A 17,624-nucleotide genomic window follows, 5' to 3' on the forward strand; every position below is an offset into this window, starting at 1 on the left:
GGTCCGCGGACTGAAAGTAGGGGCAGCAGGTGATCAGGCGGTGGCTGCACCGGTCATGATCGCAACTGCATCGGTCATGGTGTGTGATTGCGGGGTGATGGTGGCAGCGCATTTGCCGAGGCGCTGGATGTGGATCCTGTCCGCTACATCAAACACGTGGGGCATGTTGTGGCTGATCAGGATGACTGGCAGACCCCGGTCCCGGAGGTCCCGGACCAGCTGCAGGACCTGGTTCGATTCCCGGACGCCGAGTGCCGCCGTCGGCTCGTCCAACACGACCACCTTTGAACCGAATGCCGCGGCGCGGGCCACAGCGACAGCCTGGCGCTGGCCGCCGGACAGGTTCTCCACCGGCACTGTGACGTCCTGGAGGGTGGAGATTCCCAGCCGGGTCAGCTCATCCTTGGCCTTCGTGCGCATGCCCTTGGTGTCGAGCATCCGGAACACGCTCCCGAGGAGTCCTGCACGCCGTTCCTCCCGGCCCAGGAACAGGTTGGAGGCGACGTCCAGCGCCGGTGAGACCGCCAGATTCTGGTACACGGTTTCGATGCCGTGGACCCTGGCGTCCTGCGGCCGCTTGAAGTGCACCTGCTGTCCCGACACAAAGAGTTCTCCTGTGTCGGGAACTTCGGCGCCGGTGAGGCACTTGATCAGGGTTGATTTGCCTGCACCGTTGTCGCCAATGATCGCCAGGACTTCACCCGGGTACAGATCCAGGCTGACGCCGTCCAGTCCCACGACACGGCCGAAGGTCTTGACGAGGTTGCGGGCCTGCAGGATGGGCTCGCGGGTGGCGACGTGGGGGGCTTCAAATTCTGTCATGGTCATGACTTGACCTTTCGGATCCACTGATCGACGGACACGGCAACAATGATCAGGACGCCCACGGCGAGGGTCTGGTAGAGCACGTCCAGCCCGGCGAGCGAGAGGCCGTTGCGGAAGACTCCGACGATCAGGGCGCCGAGGAGGGTTCCCCAGACGGAACCGCGGCCGCCGAAGAGGCTGGTTCCGCCGATGACGACGGCGGTGATGGAGTCCAGGTTCAGGTCTACGCCGCCGTTGGGGCTGGCTGCGTTGGTGCGTCCGATTTGGATCCAGGCGCCGACGGCCAGGACGGCGCCGGCTGCGAGGTAGACGCTCATGAGGACACGGTTTACCGGGATCCCGGCCAGGCGGGCGGCTTCCTTGTCGTCGCCCACGGCGTAAACGTGCCGGCCCCAGGCCGTCTTGCCCAGGATGAAGGCGACCGCGATGTAGAGCAGGAGCATCATGACGACGCCCGTGGAGATCCTGACCGGGCCCACCGGGAAGGTGGTTCCTGTCCAGGTCAGCAGGGGCGGCATGGCCGAGCCGCGCACGGTCGCTCCGTTGGAGTAGAGCAGTGTCAAGGCGATGAAGATGTTCAGCGTTCCGAGCGTGACGATGAACGGCGGGAGCCGGAACCTGGTGACCAGGAATCCGTTCAGGGCTCCGGCGGCGAGTCCGACGACCAGGCCGGCGAGCAGGGCGAGAGGCGCGGGTATTCCGTTGTTGACGGCGAGCTGGGCCATGACCATGGAGGACAGGATCATCACGGCCCCGACGGAAAGGTCGATGCCTGCCGTAAGGATGATGAGGGTCTGGGCGATGGCCAGGGTGCCGACGACGGAGACCTGCTGGGTGATCAGGGAGAGGTTTTCAACCCGCAGGAACCTTTCATTGAGGAGGCTGAACACCACCACTGCGATGAGAAGCACGAGGGCGGGGCTGACGGCGGGGTAACGGTGGAGGATATTGCGTATCCGGCTAAGCGGTGTCTGGCGGTCGAGGAATTCCTCGGCCAGGTCGGCCTGCCCGGCGCTGGGCGGTCCGGCGGTCTGTTGCTGGGTCACGATTGGTCCTGATCTTCGGTGATGGTTGCTAGGGCGGGCTAGCTCGGTAGATGAAGTGCGGGGAGGCCGATAGCGAACTCCGGCCTCCCCGCCCGCAGTGAAGCTGGGTGGTTACTTTCCCCAGCAGATGTCGGAGGCCTCGGTGGTGGTGATGCTCTTGACGCCGTCGGCCGGCTTGTCCGTGACAAGCTCGACGCCGGTGTTGTAGAAGTCAAGCCCCGGTGAGTTGGCCGGCTTCTGGCCGGTCTTGGCGAGGTCAACGATGGCCTTCACTCCCAGTTCGGCCATCTTGACCGGGTACTGCTGCGCCGTGGCACCGATGACTCCGGACTTGACGTTGTTGACGCCGGGGCAGCCGCCGTCCACCGAAACCACCAGGACGTCTTTTTCCTTGCCGGCGGCCTTCAGGGCCTCGAAAGCGCCGGCCGCGGCGGGTTCGTTGATGGTGTAGACGACGTTGATGTTCGGGTTCTTGGACAGGAGGGTTTCCATGGCGGTGCGGCCGCCGTCCTCGGCGCCCTGGGAGGCCTGGCTGCCGACGATCTCGTAGTCGCCGCCCTTACCGCCGGTGTACTTTCCGGTCTTGGCCTCGTCACCGTTCTTCTTCTTGTCCGCGGTGTCGATGCCCAGTCCCGTGAGGAAGCCCTGGTCCCGGTTGTAGTCAACCGAGACAACCTTGTCGTCAAAAAGATCGACGAGGGCAATGGTCGCTTTCTTCCCCTCCAGCTGGGCCGCGGTCCACTTGCCGATCAGCTCACCCGCGGCGAAGTTGTCGGTCGCGAACGTGATGTCAGCGGCGTCGGCCGGGTCCGGCGGCGTGTCCAGGGCGATGACGAACAGGCCGGCATCCTTGGCCTTTTTCAGGGCATCCACTACAGACGGGCCGTTGGGGGTGATCAGAATGCCCTTGTCGCCCTTGGAGATCGCGTTCTCGATGGCCTGGATCTGGGTGTCCTCGTCGCCGTCAGCCTTGCCGGCAGCCAGCTTCAGGTCCACGCCCTCGGCCGCGGCGGCCTTCTTCGCCCCGTCTTCCATGGCGACGAAGAACGGGTTGGTCGTGGTCTTAACGATCAGCGAGACGCCGACCTTTTCACCGGACGCGGTTCCCGTTGATGAGGCGGACGGGGAACTTCCACCACAGGCTGAAAGACTGAGCGCTCCCAAGGTCAGCACTGCTCCCGCAGCGAACAGGCGGGTGGCCGTTGAACGGGGTGCTTTGGAACTCAACATTGAATCTCCTGGTGTTTGAGGCCCTCACTGGCCTCGACAACGATGTCATGTACGATGTAAGCAGCATCACACCGGAGAGTCAATAGATGCAACTTAGAAGGAGCGATATATTTGACAACGATGTCCGATCGTAGCCAGGCCCTTTCCGCCAGTCGTCCGACAATGCGCCACGTGGCTGCCCTTGCCGGCGTCGGAATTAAGACCGTGTCCCGGGTGATCAACGACGAACCTGGCGTGTCGGACGCCACCCGGGAAAAGGTGCTCAGCGCTTCACGACAACTCAACTACCAGCTGGACATGGCCGCCGGCAGCCTGCGCCGCGCGGGCAGGCGAACGCTCTCCGTCGGGCTGCTTCTGCCGAGTGTCTCCAACCCATTCAGCGGCGAGATCAACCGGGCAATAGAAGATGCGCTGGGAGCCAGGGGAATCGCGGTTTTTGCGGCCAGCCTCGATGACGACCCCGAACGGGAGCAGGCCATCGTTGCGGCGTTTCTTGGCCGGCGCGTCGATGGGCTCATCCTCACGCCGATCGCCAGGAGCCAAGCGTATGTGATCCCGGAGCATTCCCGTGACCTGCCTGTGGTCTTCATTGACCGGGAACCTGTAGGAGTGGAAGCAGACGCCGTCGTAACCGACAACGCGGCAGGCTCCGCGAGGGCGGCCGCCCACCTGATCAGCCGCGGCCACACCAGGCTCGCCTACCTGGGGGACCGCACCGACATCCAGACCGCGCGGGAACGCCGTCGGGGGTTCCTGGAAGAGATTGGCCGGCAGGGCATTCCCACCTCAACGGTTCCTGTCCGTGAAAACCTTCACGACGAGGAATCGGCGAGGTTGGCCGCGTTGGAGCTTCTCACTGCCGGCGAACCGCCGACTGCGATCTTCTCCAGTCAGAACCTCATCACTTTCGGCGCCATGCGTGCCCTGAGAGAGCTCGGGCTAAGCAAACGCGTGGCGTTGATAGGGTTCGATGACTTCACGCTTGCCGACATGATGGATCCCGGCGTGACAGTCATCGCCCAGCACCCCGAGCGGATCGGGAAGCTGGCAGCGGAGCGACTGCTGGCCAGAATTGACGGCGACCAGCAGCCTCCGCATACCTATGTTGTCCCGTCTGAGCTGGTGCAAAGGGGCTCCGGGGAACTCCGCCCTCCGGCCTGACGCCGGGGAACTTCCTGAACAGTCCGCCGAACATATTGACCTGAAAGGGATCACGATGACCAAAACCCTGTACGCCGAGTTCACCGTCAAGCCCGGCAGCGAAGCCCGCGTCGCGGAAATGATGCTCGAACTGACCGAGCATGTCCGCAGGGAACCGGGCAACGAGCTGTTCCTTCCCTATAGGCGGGAAGAGAATCCCCGCGAGTACTTTGTCTTCGAGGTCTACAGCGACGAAGCGGCATTCCAGAAACACATCGGCGCCGACTACGGCGCCAAATTCAATGAAGAACTGGCCCGCCACATCGAAGGCGACGGGTCAGCGCTGACCTGGCTCCTGCCCGTGGAATAGCCTTCAGCCAAATCCAGCCCGATCCACGGTCGCGGGAGTTGCTGCGTCCGGGACCCCATGGAGAGGGCTGAACGGAGCCGGCTACCGGAAAAGGACCCTTCCAGCAGTACCGCTGGGAGGGAATTTTCTGCTGCCCGCCCGTCGCTTCGCCCGGCTCAGCCGCGCGGCTGGCGGCCTCTTGCCTGAGCTGCCAAAACCGTTGACTTGTCTGATGGACATCACTTAGTGTCCTTCGAGCTGACAACGTTGTCTACCGATGACGCGCGCAACGAAGGGCGAATCAAGCGAATGAAGAACACGACCACCCGCAGGACGCATGCCGTTTCTGCACTGACGCTCGCGGGACTGACACTGGCCGCGGCACTGGCAGGTTCCCTGCCGGCGTCGGCCGCGTCAGGCCCCGGGGACGAACCCTACCGGCCGGCCATTCACTACACGCCGGCAAAAAACTGGATGAACGACCCCAACGGGCTCGTCTTCTACAAGGGCGTCTACCACATGTACTACCAGCACAACCCCTCCGGTAACACCTGGGGGAACATGTCCTGGGGCCACGCCACGTCGAAGGACCTTGTCCACTGGCAGGAGCAGCCGCTGGCGATCTCCACCGATGCAGAGCAGGACATCTTCTCCGGCAGCGTCGTTGTGGACAAGGACAACACGACCGGTTTCGGTACGAAAGAGAACCCACCGCTGATCGCGATCTTCACCAGCGCCTACAAGGACGCCTCTGCGCACCGCGGCCTGCAGGCGCAGTCCCTGGCCTACAGCCTCGATGACGGCCAGAGCTGGACCAAGTACTCCGGCAATCCTGTGCTGAACCGAAACTCCGCCAACTTCCGTGACCCGAAGGTCTCCTGGTACGACAAACCCGGAGGAGGAGGAGGAGGAGGAGGCTACTGGCTCATGACCGCGGTCGAAGCCACGGAACACAAGGTCGTCCTCTACAAGTCCGCCAACCTCAAGGACTGGACCCCACTGAGTGAATTCGGACCAGCCAATGCCACCGGCGGGCAGTGGGAGTGCCCGGACCTGTTCCCCCTGGCCGTGGACGGCGACCCGAAGAACGTCAAGTGGGTCATGGTGGTCAACATCAACCCCGGCGGCGTGGCCGGCGGCTCCGCCGGCCAGTACTTCGTGGGCAACTTCGACGGCACCACCTTCACCTCCGAAACGACCAAACCGGCCGCGACGCTTCCTCCCGGGACGGTCCTGGCCGGATTCAACGACGGAACCTACAACGGCTGGACCGTCAACAATGAGCCGGGCAACTGGAAGAACGGCCCTTTCGGTGACACACCGGCCTCCGGCGCCCTTCCCGGCCAGAGCCCCGTGACCGGCTTTGACGGCAGTGGCCTGATCAACTCCTTCAACGACGGCGACTGGCCGCTCGGGTCCATGCGGTCACCTAACTTCACCGTGACCGACGACTACCTGAACTTCCTCGTGGGCGGCGGCAAGCACCCCCGCGTCTCCGACAAACTGGACAACACCCCGCCCGCGGGAGAGCTCAAGTTTGGTGGCTTCGAGGTTCCCGACGGGACATCGCTGGCCGACACCGGCTGGACCGGAACCGGCGACCTCACCCCCAACTTCCAGCCCGCCACCAGCGGCGGGGACTTCTACCTCGGGGCCAAACGGATCAACACCTTCGAAACCGGCACCACGCCGGGCGATGACCGGCAGGGCACCCTGACATCACCGGAATTCCCCATCACCAAGAATTTCATGAGCATGCTGGTCGGCGGCGGCAACCGCCCCGCGGACTCCGGACAGATCCTGGCCGTCCAGTTGCTCATCAACGGCAAAGTGGTCCGCTCCCTGGCGGGAGATAATTCCGGGGTCCTGAACTGGAAGGGATGGGACGTCTCCGAATTCGCGGGACAGAATGCACAGTTGCGGGTCGTCGACCAAGCTACCGGCGGGTGGGGACACCTGACTCTGGATCATGTCATGCTCACCGACACCGCCGCTGTTACCAGGTCCGATGAAGAAACCGTGAATCTGGTAGTCAACGGAAAGGTGGTCCGCACGGCCACGGGCAACGACAGTGAAACGCTGGATTGGGCGTCATGGAATGTCAAAGAATTCGTTGGCCAACAGGCACAAATCAAAGTCGTCGACAACAACCGATTCGGCTGGGGGCATATCCTCGCTGACGAGTTCATAGCGAGCTCCACAGCAGCCACAAGCCGACTGCAGTCCTATGACTGGCTGGACTACGGTCGCGACCTCTACGCCAGCGTGTCCTTCAGCAACATGCCCGATAACAAGCGGGTCATGCTGGGCTGGATGAACAACTGGGACTACGCGAACGACATCCCCACCAGCCCGTGGCGCAGCGCCATGGCACTTCCCCGCGAGGTCAGCCTGACTCAGACCCCCGAAGGTCCCCGACTCACCCAAAGCGCCGTAAAGCAGGTCGACAAGCTGGCCCAAAAGCCAAGCTACTCGACCAAGAAGATCATCCCCATTGCGGAGGGGACAACCCCGCTGCCCGCGGCCGCCTCCGGTCAGGTCCAACGGGTCGATATCACCTTCGCTCCGGGCACGGCCAAGAAATCCGGCATCACCGTGCTGGGCGACGGAACATCATCCACCGTCATCGGCTATGACGCCACGACTGAGAAGCTCTTCGTTGACCGCGCCAACTCCGGCAACACCGCGTTCCACCCGGCATTCGCTTCCATCGAGGACGCCCCCGTCACCTTGGACAAGCAGGGCAACATCACCATGCGGATCTACCTCGACCGCTCATCAGTAGAGGTGTTCGCCCAGAACGGTCTGAAGACCATCACCGACCAGGTATTCCCCAACGACGAAGCCGACAAGATGGCCCTCTTCTCAGAAGGCGGGATCGCCCAGCTCAAATCACTCACCGTGACGCCGCTGGAAAAGGCAATGTTTCTCCCGGAAAAGAAGTGACCCGGCTCGCCGCCTGACCCGCTCCCCAAGGAGTTGGAGCTGAAGGGATTGCGTACGGTATTGCACCGGGCGCAATCCCTTCAGCTCGTCCTTAGTGAGCTCGTCGTACCGGTGACTGAAACACGAACTTCGTCACAGGCATGCCAGCTAGCAATTGACCTCAGTCCTGAGGTCGCGGACCGCGGCCTCGACGTTGGAGGCTTCGTCCCGCAGGGAATCAGCTGCCTGAGTCAACGTGGCGTCGTTGGGCACCGCGGCGACGGCGGCATTGAACTTCGCTTCGGCGGCCTTGACGGCCTCCGCCCGTTGTTGGGCGAGGTTCTGGCTCGCTTTGACCAGATCGTCATAGGTCTTGGTGACTTGGTCTTGGGCGGCGTGGACCTGCCCGACCGTGGCGTCCGGCTTCAGCGTGGCCTTGAAATTTGCCAGCGCCGCGGCATGGGCATCGACAGCCGCGCAGACCTCAGACACGCTCGCGGGCGGGCTCGAGATGGCCGCGGTGGGGCTCGGGGTGGACGCCGGCGGACTGGTGGGGCTGCAACCGGTGAGCAGTGCGACGGCGGTCCCGAGCGCGATTGATCCCACGAGGATGGCGTGCGTTCTTGACATTGGAAGATCCTCTCCCAGCTGGGCTGTTCCCCGAGCATTGAAGCATCGGAGGGGCATCTCCATCGTCTGCCCGGACGCGGGCGCGGACCTCATCCGCCGCGGGTGAAAAAGTGGCGGAAATGCCGGGCCATCCGGCACGGGCCCAATGGCCCTTTTGGGACCGGGAAAACGCGCGTATTAATGGTTCTGCCACGGCGGACGGGTCCTCCGCGACTGGTGTTGAAGCCGGGGCGGGCGGTTCAGGGTGGGACGTTCGAACTACCCTGGGCCGCCGCGGAGCTGACGCGGTCCACCGCTTTCACGGGAACAGCTCACCCGGAACAGCCGGGAAACCATACCGATTCGACGGTGCACTTGGCTCTGACAAATGGGGTGGCGCAGTGGTGTCCGCCCGGACGTATGCTGTTTTCATCGGTTTAGCAGTGAGCTGTGTGCTTTGATCTCGAGCGTGGAACATGACCCAAGGAACTGCAAGAGACGGCCGGCAGGATCGTCATGCCTCCTTCTGGGAGTTGCACTTCAACGACCCGGATGTCGGCGCTTTCCTCAGCGAGGCCGTGAGTGAGTTTGTCGACGACATCGGTGGTCCCGGCCGCGGGATCAGCTGGGCCATCACCCTGCTCGGGTCCGTGGATGCCCTGACCCTCACCGCGGGCAGCGCACCGGCGAGGGCGGCGGACGAGGCGCAGCGATCCTTCGACGACGGGCCGGCCCGCACGGCCGTCCGCAGCGGTGAATTTGTGTTCGTGGGTGACACGTCCTTGGAGCGCCGCTGGCCCGGGTATGCCAGCGCCGCCGCAGCCTTCGGAGTCCGGTCCCTCGTGTCCGTTCCTCTGGTCCCGCAAGCGGTATTCCAGGCCTCGGTGAACCTTTATGCCCCATGGCCGCACGCCTTCACCAGCTCAGACATCACCGCAGCGGCTCGGCTGGCCCGCTACGTGTCCCGTGCACTGCGTTTGGTCCAGGAGCTGGCGCTGAGGTCCGGGACCAGCGCCGATCTCTCCTCGGCGCAGCTCTCCCGGGCGCTGGCTGGGCTGGCGTTGCGAACGCTGGTGCGGGAGTACGGGTTTAGCGAAGAGGGGGCCCTTGACTATCTTCGCAGCGTCGCGGGTGGCGCTACGCGCGAATCAGCCGGCGGCACGGTCCATGTCCTCGTGCCCGAATCCGTTCAGGTCCAGAAAGAACCCCTACCCAGTTCCTATGCCGCGGCGCCGCACGGCGCGGACACGCCTCCCATCCGTCGACGGCGGCGCAGGACGGGAACTCCGGCCTAGGCGGACATCGGCGCCCGCCCAGCGGGCACGGCAAACCGCGCTCCGCCAAGGCAGCGGTCAGGCAGCGCTGGCGTCTGCTGTCCCGTGGGCGTGGTCCGGCCGGAGGATCTTCAGCGCGCCGGCCCACGCGATCACCTGGTCAAACAGGGTCTGCAGGCTTTTCTCCGCGGCCGCCGTCGGGATGAAAGTGCGGTAATTGGCGAACTCCGTGGCCAGGGGCAGCGCAACCTGGGCCCGGACGTCGGCCATCTGCAGTTCCGCGGACACTGCCCGCAGATGTTCGACGGCGCGGATGCCGCCGCTGCTTCCGTAGCTGACAAACCCGGCCGCCTTGTTGTTCCACTCCTTGTACAGGTAGTCGAGCGCGTTTTTCAGTGCCCCGGGGATCGAGTGGTTGTACTCGCCGGTGACGAAGATGTAGCCGTCGAATCCGTCAACAGCCTCGGACCAGACCTTGGTGTGGGGCTGGCTGTACCGGCCGAATGAAGGCGGCAGCGGCTCGTCGAGAAGCGGGAGCCGGAAATCGGCGACGTCAAGGACGCCAAAGGTGGCATCGCCGCGTTCTGACGCCCGGGAACTAACCCAGTCGGCGACTGCCTTTCCGAGGCGCCCGGGCCGGGTGCTCCCGAGCACGATAGCGATGCGGATCATGGCGGGCTCCTCTCCGGAGATTTTTTCTGCCGACACTCACAACAACAATCCGGACGGTTCGAAACTTCCGCAACCGCCGCCGGCCCCGTGGATTCAGGGGCTAAAGCGCGACGCGCCGACGGTCCGGCAGGATCCGTCCGCCGCGCAGGACGGTCACAAGTTCGAAGCCCGGGTCAACGGCGATGATGTCGGCTCGCATTCCCGCCCGGAGGCCTCCGATCTCGGTTTCCAAGCCCAGGACACGAGCCGGGCCCAGGGTCGCCGCCATAACGGCATCGGCAGGGCTCACGCCCGCCGCGATGGTGGCGCGGACAACCTCCAGCAGGGTCGCCGTGCCCCCGGCAAGGGCGCCGTTACTCCTCAGGGTGGCCACGCCGTCGTGCACCACAACATCCGCGGCGCCGAGTTCGTAGTCGCCGTCGGGGAGCCCGGTTGCCGCCATGGAGTCCGTCACCAGCGCGATGCCCCCGGCTCCGACCAGGTCAAACACCATCCGGACCGTCTCCGGGTCGAGGTGGACGCCGTCGCCGACGAGCTCGACCACAACCGTGCCGGCCGCCGCCAGCCGCAGGCATGCGGCGACGGGTCCGGGACTCCGGTGGTGCAGGGGAGGCATGCCGTTGAACAGATGGGTCACCGTGGGCCCGGCTTGCGGCCCGAAGGCCCCGCCGGCTGCGGCCTTGCCGATGAGGTCCGCGGCTTCCGCCAGCGAGGCGGCCGCCAGGCGGGCATCGGCATCGGTGTGGCCCAGCGACGGGGTGACGCCGTGGTCCGTGAGGATCCGGAGCAGTTCACTGGCGCCGGAGAGTTCGGGGGCGTAAGTCATGCTCCGCAGGGTTCCGCCGGCGGCCGCCAGCAGCCGCCGGAGCAGATCGGGATCGGGGTCCCGGAGCCAGCGGGGGTTCTGCGCGCCGCAGCGGGCAGCGGAGAGGAAGGGCCCCTCGGAGTGAACGCCTGCGATCAGTCCCTCGGCCGCCAGGACCTTGAGTACGCCGAGCGACCGCACCAGCTCATCGCCCGGGGCAGTGACCAGGCTGGCGAGCAAGGTGGTGGTCCCGTTGCGGTGCAGGAAGTCCACTGCCGCCCGGCAGGCCCGGTCATCCCCGGCCGGGAACCCGCCGCCCGCGGCGCCATGGCAGTGGAGGTCAACAAGCCCGGGAAGCAGTGAACTGCCGGGCGGCAGCGGGAGTTCCTCCGCACCCGGGAATTGGGCGGCGTCAAAGCCGCCGCCGGGTCCCGCGTAGGCGATCCTGCCGCCTTCCACCGCCACCACGCAGTCCGGCGTGCGGGCACCGTCCGTGAAGAGGGCGCCCCGCAGGATGTAGGCAGGAGCGGCTTCGCGGTCCTTGAGGGGCAGGATCATGGTGCCTGGTTTCTGTGTGGCCGGGCGTTAGCGGACGGAGGAGGTTAGTTGAAGACTAGCCGTGCTTCGCCGCAACAGGGGCCACCGCAGCACCACTGACCTGCTGCCCTGGAGGAGGATGCTTCCCTCGCAGGGAAGCTCAGCCGTTTTTCTTCCAGCGCTTCGGCCACGTCACGTTCATCAGAATCATTCCGAGCAGGAGCGAGTCGACGGTCATGACCCCCGCCATAAGGTAGGCCCAGCCGGCCATCATGGCTTGCCCGCCACCCGGCGGCCCGAAGTGCGCGTGTATGCCCCAATATCCATAACGATCTCCTGACTTGGATCCCCCCAGTCACTCGATAGTTCACCCAGTGTGCCAGCACGTCGCCCCGGAGGGAACGGCATACCTGGCCGGCCCAAGCTTTTCTCAAGCCCACGAATGCACGGCGCATTCCTCGGTGGGACGTCCGGGCTCAGCGGCAAACCGGGCGTTTAGCCGGTCTTCGCCATCGCGTAGGCGACGGTGCCGTAGGCCAGGGCGCCGGACATTTCCTGGAGCAGTTCCGGGTTGGTGTTGGCGATGGTGTCGCAGGCCTCGTGGTAGCAGGGATCGAGGTCCTTGCCGGCCGCCCCGCCATAGGACTGGGCCTGGGCCTGGGTCTTTCTCTTCTCATCGCCGGTGAACAGCCCGCCGCCGGGAATGCCGGCCGAGAGGAAGGCATCGTAGTCGGASCCGCCGTCAAAGGGCGTGGTCTCGGCGGGCAGCGCGTTCTCCTGGAAGTAGCGGAAGAAGATGTCCTCGATCGCCTTGGACCCGGCCGGRCCGGCGTGGCCGAAGTCCGTGCCGTCCCCGTCATGGACGGAGCGCACACCGTTGGGCGAGGCCGCCATGTCCACGTTCAGGTTCGCCGCGGTCTGGCCRATCTCGGCCKGRCTSAGCTCGTCGACGTAGTGCTGGGACCCGTACAGGCCGTCCTCCTCACCGCCCCAGAACGCGAACCGGACCCGGTTKGCCGGCGTGATCCCGGCCTCCTTCATCCACCGCGCGGTCTCCAGGACCGCCGCCACCCCGCTGCCGTTGTCGTTGATGCCCGGGCCCTCCTGCACGGAGTCCAGGTGCGCGCCCACCACCACGGTGTGCCCGGCACTGCCGCCGGTGTCGGCCAGGATGTTGAAGGACTCCACCGTCTTGCCGCGCCGGCCCTCCTCTTTGAACGTGAAGGYCTGCCGCACCGGCGCGTACCCGGCCGCGCGCAGCTGCTCCTCGACGTAGCGGGCAGATTCCTCATACCCGGAGGTGCCCGACGCCCGGTTTCCGCCTTTGGCATCGGCCACCCGCTGCAGCGCCTGCATGTGCCCCACCATGTCCCGGGACTTGAACGCGGCCAGCACCGTGCGCGCGTCCACAGTGCTGGCGGGCACCAGCTGCGGCACCGCAACACTGGGACTGGCGGGTTTGGCGGATTGGCTCGTCGCGCCACCGGATTCGCTCGTGGCGCCACCGGACGGGGCGCCGGCCGCGACCCCGGAGGTGCAGGCCGACGTCGAGAGCAGGACCAGGGCTAGGACCGAGGGGAGTACATGCTTGCGGAGAGTGATCATGCTGGGAGCCCATCACTAGTCGGTACAAGTTCGCTTGATTCCGGCTCGACTGGTCAAGACGCTCGCCACTGACGCTCCAGTAAATCGCGGCCACCATCGCCCGGCAAATACTCCTATCAGGTCGAACCATTGTCGGTCTTGCCGCTGTATCTGCGATAGCGCCCCGGCTGTGAATTTGCTGTGCATACCGTGCCTCGGGTAACCGCCGGCCGGGGGAGTGGGCCAGTCCGGAATTTCGGAGTTTCTTAAAGCAATACAACTGTTGACTAGTGAGCAACTTCACAGTTACAGTTGCGAAACCGAAAAGCCGCCGGAAAGCGGACTCGAGATCTCCAGGTGGAATGGATGGCGCGCGCGAACCGCCGCTGTCACTTCTTCTCACTTCACGGCGCCACACGCAATCACACGCACCGCACCCCACCACGCCGCAATCCGGCACGCCTTCTTTTGGCGTGCCCGCGTACATGAGAGGCACTTCCCCCCATGACAGCATTCCGTTCCACTCCCTTTGACCGCCGGCAGCTCCTCAAAGCGGCAGCGCTGACGCCATTTGCGGGTCTGGCGCTCTCCGGCTGCGCGGCGAAGCCCGCCGAAAGTGCCGCTGCCAACAAGACGGTGACGGTCACGTCCTACGGCGGCTCGTACAACGACCAGCTGACCCAGACGATCCTGGACCCGTTCTCCAAGCAGTCGGGGATCCAGACGACGCTGCTGGCCAACACCAGCCTGGCCGCGCTCAAAGCTCAGGTCCAGTCCGGGGACGTGCAGTGGGACCTCGTGGAAATCACGGCGCCGGAGTATGAGGTGGCCGTGGCCGAGGGGCTGCTGGAGAAGTTCGACTACGACATCATCAGCGACAAGGGCCTGCCGGGCTACGCGAAGGCCGAATACGGCATCAAGTACCTGAGCTTCCTGTTCGTCATGGCGTGGGACGAGAAGGTCATTTCTGACGCGCAGGCCCCGAAAGACTGGGCCCAGTTCTTCGACCAGGGCAAGTACAACACCAAGCGCTCGGTGTACAACCAGCTCTCGGACAGCTCCGTACTGGAAGCCGCACTGCTTGCCGACGGTGTCCCGTTCGACAAGATCTACCCGCTCGATGTCGACCGGGCCCTGAGGGTCCTGGGCCAGCACCCGGGCAAGGACCGGCTGCTGTACCACGCCGCCAACCAGGAGCCAATCCAGCAGCTCACCTCCGGCGAGGTCTCCCTCTCCACAAGCTTCAACAACCGCATCAACGCTGCCCGCAACGACGGCGCGAAACTGAACTTCTCCGCCGAAAACGCCGTCCTCGCAGGCGACTACTTCGTGGTGCCGAAGGGCGCCAAAAACAAGGAAGCGGCCTTCAAGTTGATGAACTTCATGTCCAACGACGCCGAGGCCGGCGCAGCGTTCGACAAGGTCACCAACCTGACCCTGGCCAACACCCCGGCGCTGTCCAAGCTGCCGAAGGAAATTGCCGACACGCTTCCCACCAGCCCCCGGCTCGCGGACAAGATCCTGGTCCGCGACGACAAGTGGTGGTCGCAGAACCTGAAGAAGACCGAGCAGCAGTTCAAGCTCTGGCAGGCCAGCTGAGATGAGTAACGCAACTCTCGAACGTCCGCGGCCCCGGGGCGGCGGTGCGCCGCCCGCCGCCGCAGCGGCACCACGACGGCGGCGCAACGGCTGGTGGCTGCTGCTGGCCCCGATCCTTGCCTTCGACGTCGTGCTGTTCCTGACGCCGCTGGGCAAACTGGTCGGCGCAAGCTTCGCCGACAACGCCTACCAGCGGGTCCTCGAGGACCCGCTGGTGGTGCGCGCACTGGTCAACACCCTGACCATCAGCCTGGCGAGCACCATTGTCACTGTGGTGCTGGGCTACATCATCGCCATGGTCCTGTGGCGGGCCGGCAACGTCACCCGGGTGATCCTGTTCGCCGTCGTGCTCCTGCCGTTCTGGACCGGCATCCTGGTGAAGAACTTCGCCTGGGCGGTCCTGCTGCAGGACAACGGCATAGTGAACGCATTCCTGCAGGGGATCGGGCTGACAGGTGCGCCGATCCCATTGCTGCACAACCGGTTCGCCGTGATCGTCGGCATGGTGCACTGTCTCCTGCCGTACGCCGTGTTCCCGATCTTCTCCTCGCTGACATCGATCGACGACCGGCTCGGGCTCGCGGCCCGCTCCCTTGGCGCGCGGGAAGGGTCCGTCTTCCGCAGGATCACGCTGCCGCTGAGCATGCCCGGCATTTCCGCCGCCGGGCTGCTGGTCTTCATCATCAGCACCGGGTTCTTCATCACACCCGTGGTGATGGGCGGACCCGGCGACATGATGATCGCCAACCAGATCGACTACTACGCCCGACAGCTCACGGACTTCTCCGGGGCCGCTGCGCTGGCCGTCATCCTGACGGTCATGGTCAGCATCCTCGTAGCCGTCTACCAGCGCGTCCTCAAGGCAGGAGGCCATCATGAAGACAATTAATCCGCAGCACCGCCTGCTGGCGCTGCTTTCCATCCCGGCCTTCCTTTTCCTCGTCATTCCGACGGCGATTGTGGTGCCGGTCGCGCTGAACGACAGCCGCTACATCACCTTCCCGCCCGAGGGGATCTCCTTCGCCGCCGTGGCTGGATTCTTCGCCGACCGGGCCTGGACCTCCGCTCTGACGGCCAGCCTCCAGTCGGCGGCGATCGCCGTCGTGATCGGCGTGCTGCTGGGCGCCACCGCGGCGATCGGCCTGCACGGGCGCAAGTTCCCTGGCCAGCCCGCAGTGGTGGGTCTGATCCTCGCGCCGATGATCGTGCCGACCGTAGTGCTCGCACTGGCGTTCTATCAGTTCTTCATCTCGATCGGAATGGTGGGCAGCATCGTTCCCATCGGTCTGGCGCACGCCGTCATCGCGACCCCCTATGTGTACCTGACCACCCGTGCCAGCCTCGCCGGGCTCAACCCGGCCCTGGTCCGGTCGGCGCAGAGCCTCGGGGCAGGGCCGCTCTCCGTCCTGCGGCACGTGTATCTGCCCATCATCCTGCCCGGCCTGATCTCCGGGGCGCTCTTCGCGTTCTCGGTCTCCATCGATGAGACGGTGATGTCCCTGTTCATGCAGTCCCCGGGGGCCACCACCTTGCCGGTGAAGATGTTCACGGATATCCAGTTCAACCTGACTCCGAAGATCGCCGTGTCCTCAGCCCTGCTGGTCAGCGTCGCCACCATCGGGCTCCTGCTGCAGGTCTTGTTTGTCCTCAAGCGCCGTTCTTCAACCCGGATGCTGCCGCTGGCCGTGTCCGCACAAACGTAAGGAAAGTCGATGACCGCATCAGTGATTTCCGCGGAGTCAATTCCCGGCACGGGCAGGGCCGCCCAGGGCGCCATTGAGCTCCGCCAGGTCAGCAAGCACTACGGCGACGTCGTTGCCGTGGACGAACTGGACCTGACGGTCCAGCCCGGGGAGTTCGTGACCCTCCTGGGCCCCAGCGGCTCCGGCAAGACGACCACCATGATGATGGTTGCGGGGTTCGAAGAACACACCGCCGGAACCATCCTCATTGACGGCACGCCCGTGGACTCGCTGCCGCCCCGGGAACGCAATCTCGGTGTGGTGTTTCAGAACTATGCCCTGTTCCCGCACATGAGCGCGCTGGAAAACGTGGAGTTTGCGCTCCGCATGAGGAAGGTGCCGCGCGCGGAACGGCGCCAGCGCGCCTCGGACGCCCTGGAGCGTGTGGGGCTTGGCAAGATGGGTGGCCGCAAGCCCCGCCAGCTGTCCGGCGGACAGCAGCAGCGGGTGGCGCTGGCCCGGGCCCTGGTTTTCAACCCGGCGGCCCTGCTGCTGGATGAGCCGATGGCAGCCCTGGACAAGCGCCTCCGCGAGCAGATGCAGGAGGAGATCAAGACCCTGCAGAAGAGCCTGGGCATCACCGTGCTGTTCGTGACGCACGACCAGGACGAGGCCATGGCCATGTCGGACCGGATCGTGGTGATGAAGGACGGGAAGATCGTCCAGTCCGGCCCGCCGGAGGAGGTGTACAACCACCCCATGACCGACTGGGTGGCCAGCTTCCTCGGCGACACGAACCTCATCCCGTGCACCATCGTGGAGCGAAACGGCGAGGAAGCCGTTGTGGACCTCGGCGGCCTGGGTCTGGCAAAGGTCCGGGACCGCGGCGCAAGCGGCGAGAACTACGCCGTCTCCATCCGCCCGGAGCACCTCAAATTCAGGACACGGGCTACGGCGGGCAACGGTTGCGCCGCGACCCTGGTGTCCTCCACGAATCTTGGCGCCACGGTCCGCCACCGCCTCACGGCCGGCGGCCACGAACTCCAGCTCCGCGAGCTCAGCTCTGACCGGGCCGCCGGGATCCGGCCGGATGAGGAGTTGTGGGTGGGCTGGGACGCGGACAAGGCCCAGCTGCTGGTCCTGGAGTCCTGACCACCGGACATGCCCTCTTCTGGCGCCCGGGGGTGGGCCGGTTCCGCTATTTCTCTTCGCGGACATGCCCTCCTCCGGCGCCCAGGGATGGACATAAGCCCACTATGTCCATCCCTGTGCCGCGCCAGGGGACATGTCCATTCTTGGAGGGGGACATGTCCACTGCTGAGGGCCGGCAGGGGGCATGCCCCTCGG

15 protein-coding genes are annotated in these 17,624 nt (G+C 65.2%); 8 read left to right on the top strand and 7 right to left on the bottom strand.

Translation table 11 applies throughout. The features are described 5' to 3' along the window. Positions 1–33: 33 nt before the first annotated feature. The 3 genes from AC1DZQ_RS14525 to AC1DZQ_RS14535 form a co-directional block, all read right to left on the bottom strand. Positions 34–828 carry an ATP-binding cassette domain-containing protein gene (locus AC1DZQ_RS14525; RefSeq protein ID WP_090955893.1) on the bottom strand — a complete coding sequence of 265 codons (795 nt, stop codon included), beginning with the start codon at positions 826–828 and terminating at the stop codon, positions 34–36. Further along, entirely contained in the window at positions 825–1,871 is a 1,047-nt protein-coding gene (locus AC1DZQ_RS14530; RefSeq protein WP_028275204.1) for an ABC transporter permease, read from the bottom strand. The genes AC1DZQ_RS14525 and AC1DZQ_RS14530 overlap by 4 nt, the downstream gene beginning before the upstream one ends. A 111-nt stretch (positions 1,872–1,982) precedes the next feature. Further along, positions 1,983–3,101, bottom strand: coding sequence for a substrate-binding domain-containing protein (locus AC1DZQ_RS14535; RefSeq protein ID WP_476964193.1), 1,119 nt, complete (start codon positions 3,099–3,101; stop codon positions 1,983–1,985). Between the two features lie 162 nt (positions 3,102–3,263). On the opposite strand from AC1DZQ_RS14535, the gene AC1DZQ_RS14540 reads away from it, so the two are divergent. The 3 genes from AC1DZQ_RS14540 to AC1DZQ_RS14550 all read left to right on the top strand — a co-directional run bounded on the left by AC1DZQ_RS14540 (position 3,264) and on the right by AC1DZQ_RS14550 (position 7,536). After that, on the top strand, positions 3,264–4,262 hold the full coding sequence (locus AC1DZQ_RS14540) for a LacI family DNA-binding transcriptional regulator (protein WP_091564630.1): 999 nt from the start codon (positions 3,264–3,266) through the stop codon (positions 4,260–4,262). Positions 4,263–4,317: 55 nt separating this feature from the next. Then, on the top strand, positions 4,318–4,611 hold the full coding sequence (locus AC1DZQ_RS14545) for a putative quinol monooxygenase (protein WP_476964194.1): 294 nt from the start codon (positions 4,318–4,320) through the stop codon (positions 4,609–4,611). 288 nt (positions 4,612–4,899) lie between these two features. Then, entirely contained in the window at positions 4,900–7,536 is a 2,637-nt protein-coding gene (locus tag AC1DZQ_RS14550; RefSeq protein ID WP_476964195.1) for a GH32 C-terminal domain-containing protein, read from the top strand. A 147-nt stretch (positions 7,537–7,683) separates the two neighbouring features. Here the strand turns inward: AC1DZQ_RS14550 and AC1DZQ_RS14555 are convergent, their stop codons facing one another. Then, positions 7,684–8,145 carry a hypothetical protein gene (locus AC1DZQ_RS14555; protein WP_476964196.1) on the bottom strand — a complete coding sequence of 154 codons (462 nt, stop codon included), beginning with the start codon at positions 8,143–8,145 and terminating at the stop codon, positions 7,684–7,686. A 455-nt stretch (positions 8,146–8,600) separates the two neighbouring features. On the opposite strand from AC1DZQ_RS14555, the gene AC1DZQ_RS14560 reads away from it, so the two are divergent. Beyond that, entirely contained in the window at positions 8,601–9,419 is an 819-nt protein-coding gene (locus AC1DZQ_RS14560) for a GAF domain-containing protein (RefSeq protein WP_476964197.1), read from the top strand. Positions 9,420–9,476: 57 nt separating this feature from the next. On the opposite strand, the gene AC1DZQ_RS14565 is transcribed toward AC1DZQ_RS14560, so the two are convergent. The 3 genes from AC1DZQ_RS14565 to AC1DZQ_RS14575 all read right to left on the bottom strand — a co-directional run bounded on the left by AC1DZQ_RS14565 (position 9,477) and on the right by AC1DZQ_RS14575 (position 13,017). Next, a complete protein-coding gene (locus tag AC1DZQ_RS14565) occupies positions 9,477–10,070 on the bottom strand; it encodes an NADPH-dependent FMN reductase (protein ID WP_476964198.1) in 594 nt (197 codons plus the stop codon). 100 nt (positions 10,071–10,170) lie between these two features. Then, a complete protein-coding gene (locus tag AC1DZQ_RS14570; RefSeq protein ID WP_476964199.1) occupies positions 10,171–11,433 on the bottom strand; it encodes an N-acetylglucosamine-6-phosphate deacetylase in 1,263 nt (420 codons plus the stop codon). Between the two features lie 474 nt (positions 11,434–11,907). Next, positions 11,908–13,017, bottom strand: coding sequence for a M20/M25/M40 family metallo-hydrolase (locus AC1DZQ_RS14575; RefSeq protein ID WP_476964200.1), 1,110 nt, complete (start codon positions 13,015–13,017; stop codon positions 11,908–11,910). A 483-nt stretch (positions 13,018–13,500) separates the two neighbouring features. Between AC1DZQ_RS14575 and AC1DZQ_RS14580 the strand changes: the two genes are divergently transcribed. Genes AC1DZQ_RS14580 through AC1DZQ_RS14595 form a run of 4 tightly spaced genes read left to right on the top strand, consistent with a single transcriptional unit; the run spans position 13,501 to position 17,429 of the window. Further along, positions 13,501–14,595: an extracellular solute-binding protein gene (locus AC1DZQ_RS14580; RefSeq protein WP_476964201.1), complete on the top strand. Its 1,095-nt coding sequence runs from the start codon at positions 13,501–13,503 to the stop codon at positions 14,593–14,595. Between the two features lies 1 nt (position 14,596). Continuing rightward, the gene (locus AC1DZQ_RS14585; protein ID WP_476964202.1) at positions 14,597–15,484 is read left to right on the top strand and encodes an ABC transporter permease; all 888 of its coding nucleotides are present in this window, start codon (positions 14,597–14,599) and stop codon (positions 15,482–15,484) included. Next, a complete protein-coding gene (locus AC1DZQ_RS14590) occupies positions 15,471–16,298 on the top strand; it encodes an ABC transporter permease (protein ID WP_476964203.1) in 828 nt (275 codons plus the stop codon). Before AC1DZQ_RS14585 ends, AC1DZQ_RS14590 begins: the two co-directional genes overlap by 14 nt. 9 nt (positions 16,299–16,307) lie before the next feature. Next, positions 16,308–17,429 carry an ABC transporter ATP-binding protein gene (locus AC1DZQ_RS14595; RefSeq protein WP_476964204.1) on the top strand — a complete coding sequence of 374 codons (1,122 nt, stop codon included), beginning with the start codon at positions 16,308–16,310 and terminating at the stop codon, positions 17,427–17,429. The last annotated feature ends 195 nt before the right edge of the window (positions 17,430–17,624 follow it).

It is taken from the genome of Arthrobacter sp. P1_C12_2 (assembly GCF_056406415.1).